This is a genomic window from Variovorax paradoxus, assembly GCF_022009635.1.
Lineage (GTDB): Bacteria > Pseudomonadota > Gammaproteobacteria > Burkholderiales > Burkholderiaceae_C > Variovorax.
In genome coordinates this window covers 3685378-3701171 of the sequence record NZ_CP091716.1, presented here as the reverse complement: position 1 = coordinate 3701171, position 15794 = coordinate 3685378, and the positions used below count along the sequence as shown (strand labels likewise).

The window sequence follows — 15794 nt, the reverse complement described above, 5'->3', positions numbered from 1 at the left end:
CAGGAAGCACGCGTGCTATCCTCGAAGCAACTCCGCCCTGCCCAGCCCCCAAGCCGACGCCTGGCGCGACACAAAATCTAAGAACCGTCCGAGGACACCATGAGACTAATTTTGCTGGGCGCGCCCGGGGCGGGCAAAGGCACGCAAGCGGCCTTCATTTGCCAGAAGTACAGCATCCCCCAAATCTCGACCGGCGACATGCTGCGCGCCGCCGTCAAGGCCGGCACGCCGCTCGGGCTGCAAGCCAAGGCCGTCATGGATGCGGGCGCACTGGTCAGCGACGACCTGATCATCAATCTCGTGAAGGAACGCATCGCCCAGGCCGACTGCGCCAGCGGCTTCCTGTTCGACGGCTTCCCCCGCACCATTCCGCAAGCGGACGCCATGAAGGCAGCGGGCGTCAAGCTCGACTACGTGCTCGAGATCGACGTGCCCTTCGGCGACATCATCGAGCGCATGAGCGGCCGCCGCTCGCACCCGGCTTCGGGCCGCACCTACCACGTCAAATTCAACCCGCCCAAGGTGGAAGGCAAGGACGACGTCACCGGTGAAGACCTGATCCAGCGCGAGGACGACAAGGAAGAAACCGTGCGCAAACGGCTCGACGTGTACAGCCAGCAGACGCGTCCGCTGGTCGACTACTACTCGGCCTGGGCCAAGACCGACCCGGCCGCAGCGCCCAAGTACCGCGCCATCAAGGGCGTGGGCACGGTCGATGAAATCACGCAGCGCGCACTCGCCGCGCTGAGCAGCTGATTGCCGGCCGCCCTTCGACAGGGCGGCCAACACCTCACCCCAGCAATTCGAGCATCAGCGCGATGCGCGCCTTCACGGGCGTGAGCACGCCCGCGTCTCGCAGCTTGTCGTCGGCTTTCGGCAGGATGCGGCCGTTCATGCAGCGCGTCGCGCGGACCACCGCCACGCCTGTCTCCTGCGCCTTCAGTGCGGCTGCTTCGAGCGCGTGATGCAGCGTGCCGTTGCCCGTGGCGGCCAGCACCAGTCCACGCACCGGCTCAAAGCCGCCGGGCTGCAGCAGGGCCTCGATGACCGCGCCGCTCGCACCGGCATGGCTCATGACGACCTCCACGCGAGGCCACTGGACAGCGGCCGCTTGCAAGATCTTCGAAGCCGGCAGCGCCTTGCCTTCGGGCCACGCCCTCACGCGGCGGACTTCGCCCTCTTCCACATAGCCCACTGGACCCGCATCGCCCGACGCAAAGGCATCGAGCCTGTAGGTGTGCACTTTCTGGACGTCCGCACCACTGTGGATCGCCCCGGCACACACCACCGTCACGCCCTTCGCACCGGCTGCCAGAGCCACGCCGATGGCATCGCGCACGTTCTGCGGCCCGTCGGGTGACAGTGCGGTTGCCGGTCGCATGGCGCAGGTCAGCACCACCGGTTTCGAGGGTGCGAGCACCGAGTGCAGGAAGAAAGCCGTCTCCTCCAGAGTGTCGGTGCCGTGGGTGATCACCACGCCCGCCACATCGGGCTCGGCCAACCAGTGCGCGCAGCGTTGCGCGAGCTTCTGCCAGGTCTCGAACGACATGTCCTTGCTGTCGAGTTGCGCGACCTGCTCCGCCACCAGCGTCACGCCCCGCGGCGCTTCGATGCCGCCCAGGAGGTCGGCCACGTCCACCTGCCCGGCCGTGTAGCCGATGTTGTCGCCGCTGCTGGCGGCCTTGCCGGCGATGGTGCCGCCGGTGCCAAGCACGACCACGCGGCGCAGTTCAGGCGAAGGGAAATCGGCCATGACTTGTCAACTTTTTAAAACTGGTTAAAAATACAGGTACTGGATATCTAGCCAGTGCCGCAAGGAACCACATATGCAGTTCGCCGTGAAGCTTACAGCCCGCCAGCAGCAGATCCTGGACTTGATCCAGAGCGCCATCGCCCGCACCGGCGCGCCACCCACGCGCGCCGAAATCGCCAATGAACTGGGCTTCAAGTCGGCCAACGCCGCCGAAGAGCATCTACAGGCATTGGCCCGCAAGGGCGTCATCGAACTCGTCAGCGGCACCTCGCGCGGTATCCGCCTCAAGGGCGACGCCCTGCGCTCGCTGAACGAAACGCGCCACCGCGAAGGCGGCCAGTTCTCGCTCTCGCTGCCGGGCATGGCGCAACTGGCGCTGCCGCTCATCGGCCGTGTCGCGGCCGGCTCGCCGATCCTCGCGCAAGAGCATGTCGACCAGACCTATTACGTCGAGAACACGCTGTTCCAGCGCCAGCCCGACTACCTGCTCAAGGTGCGCGGCATGTCGATGCGAGACGCCGGCATCATGGACGGCGACCTGCTCGCCGTGCAAGCCACCAAGGAAGCGCGCAACGGCCAGATCGTGGTCGCGCGCCTGGGCGACGAGGTCACCGTCAAGCGCCTGAAGCGCAACAAGCAGGTCATCGAGCTGCACGCCGAGAACCCCGACTACCCGACCATCATTGTCCAGCCCGGCGAGCCCTTCGAGATCGAAGGCCTCGCGGTGGGCCTCATCCGCAACACCATGCTGATGTAGGCCTCGCGGCCTGCTGGCAGCAGCACTCATCCGGCCGCTACAGGTGGCGGGCGTATGGCGCGAAGTCGCCATCACCCTGTCGCGACCGATTCAAGAAATCCTGCCTGTGTTCAACCTCATACTTTTTTGGAGTTCACATGGGAATCGCCCTCCTCGCCATCGCTGATTTCTGGATGCCGCTGCAGTCACTCGCCAGCCGTTTGATCCCGGCACGCCGCCCGCATCGCCACGCCCCCCTCGACCACAGCGAGAGCTCCGCCGGACTGCGCTATGTCGCTGTGCGTCCGTCTTGCGGCGCAACGCCCCCGGCAGCGCAAGCCGCCACGCCCGTGCGTCCCCTGCGCGTGGTGCGCGTGGTTGACGGAAAGGGCCAGCAGCGCAGCAGCAACCGTGTCTTGATCTCCGGCCGAATGGACGACGTGTGCGCGGAGCTCGACCGGCTGGCGGCTATCGAAGCGGCCGAATCCATGGTCGCCGCACCCCGCTCCACGCGCCTGCACTGAGGCCCGGTACCCCTGGGAGAGCCCGTCGGCGGTGGGTATCCAAACGTTCGGGGGTGCGACATCCCAATGCTGCGAGGCACAATGGCACGCCATGAATATTGTGATCCTCGACGACTACCAGGACGCCGTGCGCAAATTGCGCTGCGCCGCCAAGCTGGACGCGTACGCCGCCAAGGTCTATACCAACACGGTCAAAGGCATCGGGCAACTCTCGGTTCGCCTTAAAGACGCCGACGTGATCGTGCTGATTCGCGAGCGCACGCAGATCTCCCGGCAGCTCATCGAGAAGCTGCCCAAGCTCAAGCTCATCTCGCAGACCGGGCGCGTTGCCGGCCACATCGACGTGGCGGCCTGCACCGAGCGCGGCATCGCCGTGGCGGAAGGCTCCGGCTCTCCCCAGGCACCGGCCGAGCTCACATGGGCGCTCATCATGGCCGCCATGCGCCGGCTGCCGCAGTACATCAGCAACCTCAAGCACGGGGCCTGGCAGCAGTCGGGCCTCAAGTCGGCCTCGATGCCGCCCAACTTCGGGCTCGGCTCGGTGCTCAAGGGCAAGACGCTCTGCATCTGGGGCTACGGCCGCATCGGCCAGTTGGTCGCGCGCTACGGGCAGGCCTTCGGCATGCAGGTCGTGATCTGGGGGCGTGAAGCCAGCTGCGCCAAGGCCCGTTCCGACGGCTTCCAGGTGGCGCAGAACCGCCACGAGTTCTTTGCCGCGGCCGACGTGCTGTCGGTCCATCTGCGGCTCAACGATGAGACCAACGGCCTCATCACGCTCGAGGATCTCTCCCGCATGAAGCCGACGGCGCTGTTCGTCAACACCTCGCGTGCCGAGCTGGTCGAGGCGGATGCCCTGCTCGCGGCACTCAACCGGGGCCGCCCCGGGCTGGCCGCCATCGACGTGTTCGAGAGCGAACCGCCACTGCAGGGCCACGCCTTGCTGCGGCTCGAAAACTGCATCTGCACCCCGCACATCGGCTACGTCGAGCAGGAAAGCTACGAGAGCTACTTCGGCCAGGCCTTCGACAACGTCGTGAGCTACATCAACGGCAATCCCACGAACATCGTGAATCCCGGCGCGCTGCAGGTTCGCCGGTGAGCCGGCCCGCGCCCAAGGGTGCGCTCTGGGCGCTGTTGGCCGGCAATTTCGTAATCGGCACGGGCGTGATGGTCGTGCCCGGCACCCTCAATGAAATCAGCGCCTCGCTGGCCGTCTCGGTCGCCACCGCGGGCCAGTTGATCACGGCCGCGGCGGCGGTAATGTGCATCGGCGCGCCGCTGCTGGCGGCCGCCGTCGCGGGCTGGGATCGCCGCCAGTTGCTCGCCCTCACCCTGCTCTGGTACGCCGTCGGCCATGCTCTCGCGGCGCTGATGCCCAGCTTCGGTGCGCTGCTGCCGGTGCGCATGCTCACGGTGATCGCACCCGCCATCTTCACGCCGCAGGCCGCGGCCTGCGCCGGCATGCTGGTGCCGCCCGAGCAGCGCGGGCGCGCCGTCACCTTCGTGTTCCTGGGCTGGTCGATGGCCTCGGTGCTGGGCCTGCCCATCGGCGCGCTGATCGGCGGGCACCTAGGCTGGCGCATGGCCTTCGGGGCGATTGCCCTGCTCAGTGTCGTGAGCGCGGCATCGATCTGGTTCACCCTGCCGAACGGCATTCGCCCGGCGGCGCTCACTGCCGCCGCCTGGTCGCGTGTGCTGCGCAGCCCTGTGCTGATGGGCATCGTGTCCGTCACGGCCCTTCAGGGCACCGGTCAGTTCGTGCTGTTCAGTTATTTCGGCCCGATCCTCAAGCAGAGCTTCGGCGCGGACGCCACCACGCTGAGCGTGATGTGGGCCCTGTTCGGCGCCTGCGGGCTCATCGGCAACATGGTGGTCAGCCGCTTCATCGACCGCGTCGGCGCCGGGCGCATGGTGCTGATCACGACCGTGCTGATCGCGCTGAGCCTGCTGCTGTGGCCGACGGCCTCCACGCTCGCCTGGCTGGCCGTGGTGCTGGTGCCCTGGGGGTTGGGCTGCTTCGCCACCAATTCGGCCCAGCAGGCCCGCCTGGTGGGGCTGGCGCCGGCCCTCGCGCCAGGCTCGGTGGCGCTCAACAGTTCCGGCATCTACACCGGCCAGGCCGTGGGCGCGGCGCTCGGCGGCTGGCTGCTGGCGCACGACGCGGCGGCCTGGATGAGCTGGGTCGGCTTCGGCGTCATGCTGGTGGCCATCGCGCTCAGCACGGCCATCGACCGCAGCCGCCGTCCGGCCTGAAATTCCGCCCCCGCGTAAAACCCGTCACGCCCCGCCCGCGCACAACTGCAAAATCGGAGGTGACGACAGCGCTTGCGTCGACGCCTGCGCGGCAGGCCGGATACCAATCAACCAGCGAAAATCTTCAGCAAATGACAGTGAACTACACCCGAATCGGCGTCATAGGCGCCGGCGCCATGGGTCGCGGCATCGCGCAGATCGCCGCCCAGGCAGGCAGCGAAGTGCTGCTGCTCGACAGCTTCGCGGGCGCCGCGGAGCGCGGCCTCGAAGCCCTCGCCGCCCAATGGAACAAGCTGCATGAAAAGGGCAAGATCGACGCCGCCGAGCGCGACGCGTACGTCGCCCGCGTCAAGGCGGTCGACGCCATTCAAGAGCTCGCCGGCTGCGACCTCGTGGTCGAAGCCGTGATCGAAGACCTGGAAGTCAAGCGCAAGCTCTTCCGCGAGCTCGAAGGCGTGGTGGCCGAGAGCGCCACGCTGGTCACCAACACCTCGTCGCTGTCGGTGACGGCCATTGCGGCCGGGCTCAAGCGCCCCGAGCGCGTCGCGGGTTTCCACTTCTTCAACCCCGTGCCGCTGATGAAAGTGGTCGAGGTGGTGGCGGGCTTCAAGACCGCCTCCGAGGTCTGCACGCAACTGGCGGGCTACGCCAAACAGATGGGCCATAGCGCCGTGCAGGCGCAGGACACCCCCGGCTTCATCGTCAACCACGCCGGCCGTGGCTACGGCACCGAGGCGTTGCGCATCGTCAGCGAAGGCGTGGCCGATTTCGCCACCGTCGACCGCATCCTCAAGGACCAGGCCGGCTTTCGCCTCGGCCCGTTCGAGCTGCTGGACCTGACGGCGCTCGACGTGTCGCACCCGGTGATGGAGTCGATCTATCACCAGTACTTCGAGGAGCCCCGCTTCCGCCCGAGCGTGATCACCGCGCAGCGCCTGGCTGCCGGCGCGCTGGGCCGCAAGACCGGCGAAGGCTTCTACCGCTACACCGACGGCGTGATGCAGCAGACGCCCGAGGCGCCCGCGCCCGTGGTCGACGGCACGCCTTCGGTCTGGGTGTCGCCGCGCGCCGCGCGCCGCGCCGAGCTGCTGCGCCTGGTGAACACGCTGGGCGCGCAGATCGACAGCGGCGCCGCCCCGGCGCCGCATTCGCTGATCCTGGTGGCGCCCCTGGGCTTCGACGTGACCACGGTCGCCGCCGTCGAGCGCCTGGACGCCACCCGCACCATCGGCATCGACATGCTCGTGGACGACGCCGCCACCAAGCGCCGCGTGCTCGCCACCAACCCGGCCACGCGCCGCGACATCCGCGACGCCGCGCATGCCCTGTTCGCTCGCGACGGCAAGGCCGTGAGCGTGATCCGCGACAGCGGCGGCTTCGTCACGCAGCGCGTGATCGGCACCATCGTCAACATCGCGGCCGACATGTGCCAGCAGCGCGTGTGCTCGCCGGCCGACCTCGAGACCGCCGTGCAACTGGGCCTGGGCTATCCGCGCGGCCCGCTGGCCATGGGCAACCTCTTCGGCCCCACCAACATGCTCGAGGTGCTGTTCAACCTGCAGACGGTGTATGGCGATCCGCGCTATCGCCCGAGCCCGTGGCTGCGCCGTCGCGGCGCGCTGGGCCTGAGCCTGCTGCACGAAGAAGAATAAAAAAGAAAGCCATGACCGCCGAACTCAAGAGCACCAGCGAAGGCAGCACCATGGTGCTGACCATCTCCAACCCGACCCAGCGCAACGCGCTGGGCCCCGAGATCTACGCCGCCGGCATCGAGGCGCTCAACGGCGCCGAGGGCAGCGCGGAGATCCGCAGCGTCGTCATCGTGGGCGAAGGCGAATGGTTCTGCGCCGGCGGCTCGCTGCAGCGGCTGCTGGCCAACCGCCAGCTCGACCGCTCGGTGCAGGCCGAAAGCATCGAGGGCCTGCACAACTGGATCGACTCGATCCGCACCTTCCCCAAGCCGATCATCGCGGCGGTCGAGGGCGCCGCCGCCGGCGCCGGCTTCTCGCTGGCGCTGGCCTGCGACTTCGTGGTGGCAGCGCGCGACGCCGTCTTCGCGGCCTCCTACAGCAACGTGGCGCTGTCGCCCGACGGCGGCCTGAGCTGGCACCTGGGGCAGCAACTGCCGCGCCAGCTGGCGAGCGAGTGGCTCATGAACGGCGAGCGCATCGGCGCGCCGCGCCTGCATGCGCTGGGCATGGTGAACGAGTTGACCGAAAACGGCCAGGCGCTGGCGGGGGCGCTGGCCCTGGCCGCCAAGCTCAACGCCCGCGCGCCCAACTCGCTGGCCAGCATCAAGGAGCTGCTGAGCGACGCGCGTGGCGCCACGTTGGCTTCGCAGCTGTCGCAGGAGCGCGACCACTTCGTGCGCAACCTGCACCATGCGAACGCGGGCATCGGCATCGCCGCGTTCCTGGAGAAAAAGCCGCCGCAATACGAGTGACGGTGCGCCGCGTCGCTCCCGTGACACCCATCAGCTTTTCAGTCGCCGAGAGGACAGACCAATGGACGACCCCATTCTTACCATCGAAGAACGTGAAGCGATCAACAGTGGTCGCTGGTTTTCTTCCCTATCTCCATCGCTACGGCACGACATCCTCCGATGTGCTTTCGTCAAACGCTACAAGGACGGCGACCTGATCGCCGCCCGCGGCGACCCGCCCGATCACTGGATCGCCTGCGCCAAGGGCGCGGTGCGCGTCAGCTCGACAGCGGTCTCCGGCAAGCAGGTGACGCTGACCTACGTGGAACCGGGCATCTGGTTCGGCGACGTGGCGATGTTCGACGGGGACCGGCGCACGCACGACACCTACTCGCACGGCGACAGCACCATTCTTTGCGTGGCGCGCGCCGACTTCCAGAAGATCCTGGCCTCGCACGTGGAGCTGTACGAAGCGCTGATGCGGCTGCAGGCGCGCCGCATCCGCACGCTGTTCGGGCTGGTGGAAGACCTCAATACCCTGCCCCTGCGGGCGCGGCTGGCCAAGCAGCTCATTCACCTGGTGCGCAGCTACGGCGTGCCGAACCTGGAAGACGGCAGCCAGATGCGCATCGGCCTGCAGCTCGCGCAGGAAGAACTGGCGCAGCTGCTGGGCGCGTCGCGCCAGCGGGTCAACCAGGAACTCAAGACGATGGAGCGCGAGGGCACCATCCGGATCGAGCCGGGCGGCCTGGTCGTGCTGGATCGCGCGGCCTTGATGCGCGTCTCGGAAGCTGAAAACTAGAACACCAGACAAACCGACATGAGCCAGCAGGACTTCTCCAACTTCATCGGCACCCGCGCCGTCTCGCAACAGCACGCCTTCGACATCGAGGCGCTCTCCGCCTGGCTCGAGAAGAACCTCGACGGGTTCAAGGGGCCGCTGACGGTCGAGATGTTCAAGGGGGGCCAGTCGAACCCGACCTACAAGCTGGTCACGCCCACGCAGAGCTACGTGATGCGCGCCAAGCCGGGCCCGGTCGCCAAGCTGCTGCCCTCGGCCCATGCGGTGGAACGCGAGTTCAAGGTCATGAGCGGCCTGGCCGGCACCGACGTGCCGGTGCCGCGCATGTACTGCCTGTGCGAGGACGAAGCCGTCATCGGCCGCGCCTTCTACGTGATGGAGTTCATGCAGGGCCGCGTGTTGTGGGACCAGTCGCTGCCCGGCATGAGCAATGCCGAGCGCGCGGCCCACTACGACGAGATGAACCGCGTGATCTCGGCGCTGCACACTGTGAAGTTCGCCGAACGCGGCCTGGCCGACTACGGCAAGCCCGGCAATTATTTCGAGCGCCAGATCGGCCGCTGGAGCAAGCAGTACAAGGCTTCGGCCGACGGTGCCGGCGAGCTCTCGCAGCCCATCGAGGCCATGGAGCGGCTGATCGACTGGCTGCCGGCCCACATGCCGGCGAGCGCGCGCGACGAAAGCAAGGTGTCGATCGTCCACGGCGACTACCGCCTGGACAACGTGATGTTCCACGCCACCGAGCCGCGCATCATCGCGGTGCTCGACTGGGAGCTTTCCACGCTGGGCCATCCGCTGGCCGACTTCAGCTACCACTGCATGTCGTGGCACATGCCGCCCAGCACCGGGCGCGGCATCGGCGGCGTGGATGTCGCCTCGCTGGGCATTCCCACCGAGAGCGAATACATCCGCCGCTATTGCGAACGCACCCGCATCAGCACACCCGAGGCGCTGGCGCCCGACTGGAACTTCTACCAGGCCTACAACCTGTTCCGCATGGCCGCGATCCTGCAAGGCATTGCCAAGCGGGTCGAGGCCGGCACCGCATCGAGCGAGCAAGCCGTGGCTTCGGCCCGCGGCGCGCGCCCCATGGCCGAAATGGCCTGGCAGTTCGCCCAGAAGGCCTGACCGCCGACCCCACACCCACCAGGAGACGAAGATGGATTTCGAATACTCGGCCAAGACCAAAGACCTTCAGAAACGCGTCAAGGCGTTCATGGACGAAAACATCTACCCGGCCGAAGCCGAGTACAGCGCCGAACTCGCCGCCAACACGGCAGCAGGCAAGCGCTGGACGGCGCTGAAGACGGTCGAGAAGGTCAAGGAAAAGGCCAAGGCCCAGGGTCTGTGGAACCTGTTCCTGCCGGTCGACAGCGCTTCGGCTTCGGGCTACTCCGGCGCGGGCCTCACCAACCAGGAATACGCGCCGCTGGCCGAGATCATGGGTGCGGTGCCATGGGCCAGCGAAGCATTCAATTGCTCGGCGCCCGACACCGGCAACATGGAAACCATCGCGCGCTACGGCTCGGAAGAAATCAAGGCACGCTGGCTCAAGCCGCTGCTCGAAGGCCAGATTCGCTCCGCTTTCGCCATGACCGAACCCGACGTGGCATCGAGCGATGCCACCAACATCTCCACGCGCATCGAGCGCCAGGGCGACGAATACGTCATCAACGGCCACAAGTGGTGGATCTCCGGCGCCGCCGACCCGCGCTGCGCCGTGTTCATCACCATGGGCAAGAGCGACCCCGAGGCGCCCCGCCACTCGCAGCAGAGCATGGTCGTGGTGCCCGCCGACGCCAAGGGCATCCGCATCGTGCGCCCGCTCAACGTGATGGGCTACGACGACGCGCCGCACGGCCACGTCGAGATGTACTTCGAGAACGTGCGCGTGCCCGTCGGCAACATCCTGCTGGGCGAGGGCCGCGGCTTCGAAATCGCCCAGGGCCGCCTCGGCCCAGGACGCATCCACCACTGCATGCGCCTGATCGGCCTGGCCGAACGCGCGCTCGAGCTGATGTGCAAGCGCGCCTCCTCGCGCGTGGCCTTCGGCAAGACCGTCGCCTCGCAGACGGTGACGCAGGAGCGCATCGCCGAAGCCCGCTGCAAGATCGACATGGCCCGCCTGCTCACGCTCAAGGCTGCATGGCTGATGGACGTGGCCGGCAACAAGGTCGCCAAGAACGAAATCGCGATGATCAAGGTGGTGGCGCCGAGCATGGCCTGCCAGGTGATCGACTGGGCCATGCAGGTCCATGGCGGCGGCGGCATGTGCGACGACTTCCCGCTCGCTTACGCCTACGCCGGCGCTCGCACGCTGCGCTTCGCGGACGGCCCGGACGAAGTGCACCGCAACGCGATCGCCAAGTGGGAACTGGGCAAGTACGCGCCGAACAAGGCCGACGCCGACATGCCGGTGACGCGCTTCTGATGGACTTGCTCCCTCTCCCCGCGGGGAGGGGGCTGGGGTGAGGGCCGACGGCGATCAACTCGCCCCGGCCCTTTTTCTTGTCAGAGCTTCTTCTGCAGGAACACCGCGTGCCCGAATTCCGGGTCGAGCTGGTAGTTCGAGAAGCCTTCGCGCTCGTAGGTACGCAGCGCGGGCTTGTTGCCGGACAACACTTCGAGCGTGAGCTTGCAGGCACCGCGCCTGCGGGCCTCCTGCTCGACCAGCGCGAACATCTTCCGCGCCACGCCCCGGCCGCGATGGCTGGCCAGCACGACCACGTCGTGCACGTTGACCAGCGGCTTGCAGGCGAAGGTCGAGAAGCCCTCCAGGCAGTTGATCAGCCCCACGGGCTGCCCGCCCTCGAACGCGAGCACGCTGAAGGCCTGCGGCCGCGCCGCCAAGGCGGCCGGAAGGCCCTGGAGCACCGCGGGGCCGAGCGACTCTCCACCGCCGGCCGGGTCTCTCGCATAGGCGTCGAGAAGCGCCACCACGGCGGCTGCCTGGGCCGCGTCGCGGTAGTCGGCCAGGAAGACCTCGATCTGCGTGCCCGCGCTCATTGCGCGGGCTCCAGCGTGGCCGCCAGGCGTCTTGCGCAGGATTCGGCCAGCTTCGCATCGCGAGCCTCGACCATCACACGCACCAGCGGCTCGGTGCCGCTGGCGCGGATCAGCACGCGGCCGGCGTCGCCGAGTTCGGCCTCGATGCGCCCGGTTTCGGCGGCCAGCGCCTTGTTGTCCTTCCAGTTCTGGTCGGGCGCGATGCGCACGTTGATCAACGTCTGCGGGAACAGCGTGACGCCGTCGAGCAACTGCGCCACGGTCTTGCCGCTGCGCACGCAGGCCTGCAGCACCTGGAGTGCGCTGACGATGCCGTCGCCGGTGGTGTGACGGTCGAGCGCCAGCAGATGGCCGGAACCTTCGCCGCCCAGCAGCCAGCCGCGCTTGTCGAGCTCCTCGAGCACGTAGCGGTCGCCCACCTTGGCGCGCACGAATTCGATGCCGAGACCGCGCAGCGCGACTTCGACGGCCTTGTTGGTCATGAGCGTGCCGACCACGCCCACGGGCTTCTCGCCGCGCGCAATACGCTCGGCCACCATCAGGTAGAGCAGTTCGTCGCCGTTGAACAGGCGCCCGCTGGCGTCGACCAGCTGCAGGCGGTCGGCGTCGCCGTCGAGCGCGATGCCGTAGTCAGCCCCCTGCGCCGTCACCGCGGCCACGAGCGCCTCGGGATGGGTGGCGCCGAAGCCCTTGTTGATGTTCAGCCCGTCGGGCGAGACACCGATGCTGCTCACCTCCGCGCCCAGTTCGTGGAACACGTTGGGCGCCACCTGGTAGGCCGCGCCGTGCGCCGCATCGACCACCAGCTTCATGTCGCGCAGCGTGAGGTCGTTGGCGAAGGTGCTCTTGCAGAACTCGATGTAGCGGCCGGGCGCGTCGTTCAGCCGGCGGGCCTTGCCCAAGTTCGCGGAGTCGACCCACACCGGATCTTCTTCCAGCGCGGCTTCCACGGCCAGCTCCCAGGCGTCGTCGAGCTTGGTGCCCTGCGCGCTGAAGAACTTGATGCCGTTGTCGGGGTAGGCGTTGTGGCTGGCGCTGATCACCACGCCGAGGCTCGCGCGCTGGGCGCGCGTGAGGTACGCCACGCCGGGCGTAGGCAGCGGGCCGAGCAGCACCACGTCGACGCCCGCCGAATTGAAGCCCGATTCGAGCGCCGACTCGAGCATGTAGCCCGAGATGCGGGTGTCCTTGCCGATCAGCACCGTCGGGCGGGCCTGGCTCTTCTTGAGCACGCGGCCCACGGCATGCGCCAGGCGCAGCACGAAGTCGGGGGTGATGGGCGCCTGGCCGACGGTGCCGCGAATGCCGTCGGTGCCGAAATATCTACGGGTCATGGTTGCTCTCTGTCTTGTTGTGTTTGTCTTGGTTCTTCCGCCCTCATGGCGCGCCATACGGCGATGGCTGCCACCGTGTCGCGCACATCGTGAACGCGCACCACGGCCGCGCCGCGGTCCACCGCCAGCACCGCCGCGGCAACGCTGGGCACGATGCGCTCTCCCGCCGCCTCGATGCCCGTGACGGCACCGATCGACGATTTGCGCGACCAGCCCAGAAGCAGCGGCAGGCCGCCGCCATCGAGCAGTTCGCGTTGTCGCGCCAGCAGCGCGAAATTCTGCGCCACGGTCTTGCCGAAGCCCACGCCCGGATCGAGCGTGATGCGCGAGGCGTCGACCTTCAGCGCGCGCAGCAGTTGTACCTGCGCCTGCAGGAACGACAGCACCTGGGGAATCACGTCGCCGCTCATCGGCACGGCCTGCATCGTCTGCGGGTCGCGGTGCATGTGCATCAGGCAGATGCCGCAGGACGGATGCGCCGCCACGGCTTCGCGCGCGCCGGGTTGGCGCAGTGCCCAGATGTCGTTGACGATGTCCGCGCCCAGGTCGAGCACTGCGCGCATGACTTCGGGCTTGTAGGTGTCGATCGACAGCGGCACGTTGAGCTTCACCGCTTCGCGCACCACCGGCAGCACGCGCGCCAGTTCCGCGTCGAGCGGTACGGCGGGACTGCCGGGGCGGGTCGATTCGCCGCCGATGTCGAGGATGTCGGCGCCCTCTTTCAGCAACTGCTCGCAATGCTTGAGCGCGGTGCTGGTGGACGCATGCGCGCCGCCATCGGAAAACGAGTCGGGCGTGACGTTGACGATGCCCATCACGCGCGGTTGCGCAAGGTCGATGCGAAAACGCGAGGTCTGCCAGACGGCAGCGCCACCATGAAAAACGGGGCCAGAGGCCCCGTTATCGCTTGAGATCAAGCCCACCTCAGGCCGCTGTGGGCGCCGGGTCGGGATTGACGGCCGGCGTGCCACCACTGCCACCGCTGCCCGAAGGCGGGATGCGCGGCGTCCAGTCCTTGGGCGGACGCGGTGCGCGGCCGGCCATGATGTCGTCGAGCTGTTCGCTGTCGATGGTTTCCCACTCGAGCAGCGCCTTGGCCATCGCGTGCATCTTGTCGCTGTTCTCTTCGATCAGGCTGCGCGCCAGGGCGTACTGCTCGTCGATGATGCGGCGCACTTCGGAGTCGACCTTTTCCATGGTCTGCTCGCTCATGTTCGTGGTCTTGGTGACCGAGCGGCCCAGGAACACTTCGCCTTCGTTCTCGGCGTAGACCATCGGGCCCAGCGCGTCGGTCATGCCGTAGCGCGTGACCATGTCGCGGGCGATGGAGGTCGCGCGCTCGAAGTCGTTGCTGGCGCCGGTGGTCATTTGGTGCATGAACACTTCTTCGGCGATGCGGCCACCGAACAGCATGCTGATCTGGTTCAGCATGTATTCGCGGTCGTAGCTGTAGCGGTCCTGCGACGGCAGGCTCATGGTCACGCCGAGGGCGCGGCCGCGCGGGATGATCGTGACCTTGTGGACCGGGTCGCACTTGGGCAGCAGCTTGCCGATGAGGGCGTGGCCGGACTCGTGGTAGGCCGTGTTGCGGCGCTCTTCCTCGGGCATGACCATGCTCTTGCGCTCGGGGCCCATGAAGATCTTGTCCTTGGCCTTCTCGAAGTCCTGCATCTCGACCACGCGCGCATTGCGGCGGGCGGCCATGAGGGCTGCTTCGTTGCAGAGGTTGGCCAGGTCGGCGCCCGACATGCCGGGGGTGCCACGGGCGATGACGCTCGGGTTCACGTCCTGGCCCAGCGGGACCTTGCGCATGTGCACGCCGAGGATCTGTTCGCGGCCGCGGATGTCCGGCAGCGTGACGTACACCTGACGGTCGAAGCGGCCCGGGCGCAGCAGCGCGGCGTCCAGGATGTCCGGGCGGTTGGTGGCAGCCACCACGATCACGCCGAGGTTGGTTTCGAAACCGTCCATCTCGACCAGCATCTGGTTGAGGGTTTGCTCGCGTTCGTCGTTGCCACCGCCGAGACCGGCACCGCGCTGACGACCCACAGCATCGATTTCGTCGATGAAGATGATGCAGGGTGCGTTCTTCTTGGCGTTCTCGAACATGTCGCGGACACGGGCAGCGCCCACGCCGACGAACATTTCAACGAAGTCGGAGCCCGAGATCGAGAAGAAAGGCACCTTGGCTTCGCCGGCGATCGACTTGGCCAGCAGGGTCTTGCCGGTACCCGGAGGGCCGACCAGCAGCAGGCCGCGCGGAATGCGGCCGCCAAGCTTCTGGAAGCGCTGCGGGTCCTTCAGGAAGTCGACCACTTCACGGACTTCTTCCTTGGCCTCGTCGCAGCCCGCGACGTCGGCGAAGGTCACCGTGTTGTTGTTCTCGTCCATCATGCGGGCCTTGCTCTTGCCGAAGCTGAACGCCCCGCCCTTGCCGCCGCCCTGCATCTGGCGCATGAAGTAGATCCACACGCCGATCAGCAGCAGCATCGGGCCCCAGCTGACCAGCAGCGTCATGAGGAGCGAGCCCTCTTCACGCGGCTTGACGTCGAACTTGACGTTGTGGTCGATCAGGTCGCCCACGAGGCCGCGGTCGAGCACCGTGGCGGTCGTGCGGATCTTGCGATCGTCGTTGGTGACGGCGACGATCTCGCCGCCGGCCGCGCCTTCGGGAATGACGGCGCTCTTGATTTGGTTATTCCGGACCTGGTCCAGAAACTCGGAGTAGCTGACTGCTCCCGAGCCGACCCCACCGCGGGTGTCGAACTGCTTGAACACAGTGAACAACACCATGGCAATGACGAGCCATACGGCAACTTTGGAAAACCACTGATTGTTCAAACGAAGCTCCAGTCGAAAGCGCGTGACGGCAAAATGAAAATACGCGCTGTGGGTACGCAATTGCGCCCCATTTTAGGCTTTTCAAGCTGCGAAAAGCGGGCATTTCCCTAAAGCAGCCATAGC

The 15794-nt window shown here is 67.3% G+C and carries 15 protein-coding genes; 10 read left to right on the top strand and 5 right to left on the bottom strand.

Annotated features, from left to right (window positions below; all coding sequences use genetic code 11):
• Positions 1–99: 99 nt before the first annotated feature.
• On the top strand, positions 100–756 hold the full coding sequence (gene adk, locus L3V85_RS17200) for an adenylate kinase (RefSeq protein ID WP_081270374.1): 657 nt from the start codon (positions 100–102) through the stop codon (positions 754–756).
• Positions 757–790: 34 nt separating this feature from the next.
• Here the strand turns inward: adk and L3V85_RS17195 are convergent, their stop codons facing one another.
• On the bottom strand, positions 791–1753 hold the full coding sequence (locus L3V85_RS17195) for an asparaginase (RefSeq protein WP_237680249.1): 963 nt from the start codon (positions 1751–1753) through the stop codon (positions 791–793).
• 73 nt (positions 1754–1826) lie between these two features.
• Between L3V85_RS17195 and lexA the strand changes: the two genes are divergently transcribed.
• From lexA to L3V85_RS17150, 9 genes are all read left to right on the top strand, one after another.
• The gene (lexA, locus tag L3V85_RS17190) at positions 1827–2510 is read left to right on the top strand and encodes a transcriptional repressor LexA (protein ID WP_013541704.1); all 684 of its coding nucleotides are present in this window, start codon (positions 1827–1829) and stop codon (positions 2508–2510) included.
• Positions 2511–2647: 137 nt separating this feature from the next.
• Complete coding sequence (locus L3V85_RS17185; RefSeq protein WP_237680248.1) at positions 2648–3013, top strand: hypothetical protein; 366 nt, start codon at positions 2648–2650, stop codon at positions 3011–3013.
• 91 nt (positions 3014–3104) lie between these two features.
• Positions 3105–4112, top strand: a complete 1008-nt coding sequence (locus tag L3V85_RS17180; protein ID WP_237680247.1) for a D-2-hydroxyacid dehydrogenase family protein — start codon at positions 3105–3107, stop codon at positions 4110–4112.
• Positions 4109–5266 (top strand): MFS transporter, encoded by a 1158-nt coding sequence (locus L3V85_RS17175; protein ID WP_237680246.1) that lies wholly within the window; start codon positions 4109–4111, stop codon positions 5264–5266. The genes L3V85_RS17180 and L3V85_RS17175 overlap by 4 nt, the downstream gene beginning before the upstream one ends.
• Before the next feature lie 131 nt (positions 5267–5397).
• On the top strand, positions 5398–6918 hold the full coding sequence (locus tag L3V85_RS17170; protein ID WP_237680245.1) for a 3-hydroxyacyl-CoA dehydrogenase: 1521 nt from the start codon (positions 5398–5400) through the stop codon (positions 6916–6918).
• Positions 6919–6929: 11 nt separating this feature from the next.
• On the top strand, positions 6930–7709 hold the full coding sequence (locus L3V85_RS17165) for an oxepin-CoA hydrolase, alternative type (RefSeq protein ID WP_237680244.1): 780 nt from the start codon (positions 6930–6932) through the stop codon (positions 7707–7709).
• Between the two features lie 61 nt (positions 7710–7770).
• Positions 7771–8490, top strand: a complete 720-nt coding sequence (locus tag L3V85_RS17160) for a Crp/Fnr family transcriptional regulator (RefSeq protein ID WP_237680243.1) — start codon at positions 7771–7773, stop codon at positions 8488–8490.
• Positions 8491–8508: 18 nt separating this feature from the next.
• Entirely contained in the window at positions 8509–9618 is a 1110-nt protein-coding gene (locus L3V85_RS17155; protein ID WP_237680242.1) for a phosphotransferase, read from the top strand.
• 31 nt (positions 9619–9649) lie between these two features.
• On the top strand, positions 9650–10921 hold the full coding sequence (locus tag L3V85_RS17150; RefSeq protein ID WP_237680241.1) for an acyl-CoA dehydrogenase family protein: 1272 nt from the start codon (positions 9650–9652) through the stop codon (positions 10919–10921).
• An 80-nt stretch (positions 10922–11001) separates the two neighbouring features.
• Here L3V85_RS17150 and L3V85_RS17145 read toward each other — a convergent pair whose 3' ends face one another.
• From L3V85_RS17145 to ftsH, 4 genes are all read right to left on the bottom strand, one after another.
• Positions 11002–11496 carry a GNAT family N-acetyltransferase gene (locus tag L3V85_RS17145; protein ID WP_237680240.1) on the bottom strand — a complete coding sequence of 165 codons (495 nt, stop codon included), beginning with the start codon at positions 11494–11496 and terminating at the stop codon, positions 11002–11004.
• Positions 11493–12830 carry a phosphoglucosamine mutase gene (gene glmM, locus L3V85_RS17140; RefSeq protein ID WP_237680239.1) on the bottom strand — a complete coding sequence of 446 codons (1338 nt, stop codon included), beginning with the start codon at positions 12828–12830 and terminating at the stop codon, positions 11493–11495. Before glmM ends, L3V85_RS17145 begins: the two co-directional genes overlap by 4 nt.
• Complete coding sequence (gene folP / locus L3V85_RS17135; protein ID WP_237680584.1) at positions 12827–13645, bottom strand: dihydropteroate synthase; 819 nt, start codon at positions 13643–13645, stop codon at positions 12827–12829. Before folP ends, glmM begins: the two co-directional genes overlap by 4 nt.
• Before the next feature lie 109 nt (positions 13646–13754).
• Positions 13755–15671: an ATP-dependent zinc metalloprotease FtsH gene (gene ftsH / locus L3V85_RS17130; protein WP_237680238.1), complete on the bottom strand. Its 1917-nt coding sequence runs from the start codon at positions 15669–15671 to the stop codon at positions 13755–13757.
• Between the last annotated feature and the right edge of the window lie 123 nt (positions 15672–15794).

What these genes read in the sequence shown, in the direction of transcription:
- adk (WP_081270374.1), top strand. Translation starts at nt 100, where the DNA reads ATGAGACTAATTTTGCTGGGCGCGCCCGGGGCGGGCAAAGGCACGCAA.
- L3V85_RS17195 (WP_237680249.1), bottom strand. Translation starts at nt 1,753, where the DNA reads ATGGCCGATTTCCCTTCGCCTGAACTGCGCCGCGTGGTCGTGCTTGGC.
- lexA (WP_013541704.1), top strand. Translation starts at nt 1,827, where the DNA reads ATGCAGTTCGCCGTGAAGCTTACAGCCCGCCAGCAGCAGATCCTGGAC.
- L3V85_RS17185 (WP_237680248.1), top strand. Translation starts at nt 2,648, where the DNA reads ATGGGAATCGCCCTCCTCGCCATCGCTGATTTCTGGATGCCGCTGCAG.
- L3V85_RS17180 (WP_237680247.1), top strand. Translation starts at nt 3,105, where the DNA reads ATGAATATTGTGATCCTCGACGACTACCAGGACGCCGTGCGCAAATTG.
- L3V85_RS17170 (WP_237680245.1), top strand. Translation starts at nt 5,398, where the DNA reads ATGACAGTGAACTACACCCGAATCGGCGTCATAGGCGCCGGCGCCATG.
- L3V85_RS17165 (WP_237680244.1), top strand. Translation starts at nt 6,930, where the DNA reads ATGACCGCCGAACTCAAGAGCACCAGCGAAGGCAGCACCATGGTGCTG.
- L3V85_RS17160 (WP_237680243.1), top strand. Translation starts at nt 7,771, where the DNA reads ATGGACGACCCCATTCTTACCATCGAAGAACGTGAAGCGATCAACAGT.
- L3V85_RS17155 (WP_237680242.1), top strand. Translation starts at nt 8,509, where the DNA reads ATGAGCCAGCAGGACTTCTCCAACTTCATCGGCACCCGCGCCGTCTCG.
- L3V85_RS17150 (WP_237680241.1), top strand. Translation starts at nt 9,650, where the DNA reads ATGGATTTCGAATACTCGGCCAAGACCAAAGACCTTCAGAAACGCGTC.
- L3V85_RS17145 (WP_237680240.1), bottom strand. Translation starts at nt 11,496, where the DNA reads ATGAGCGCGGGCACGCAGATCGAGGTCTTCCTGGCCGACTACCGCGAC.
- glmM (WP_237680239.1), bottom strand. Translation starts at nt 12,830, where the DNA reads ATGACCCGTAGATATTTCGGCACCGACGGCATTCGCGGCACCGTCGGC.
- folP (WP_237680584.1), bottom strand. Translation starts at nt 13,645, where the DNA reads ATGGGCATCGTCAACGTCACGCCCGACTCGTTTTCCGATGGCGGCGCG.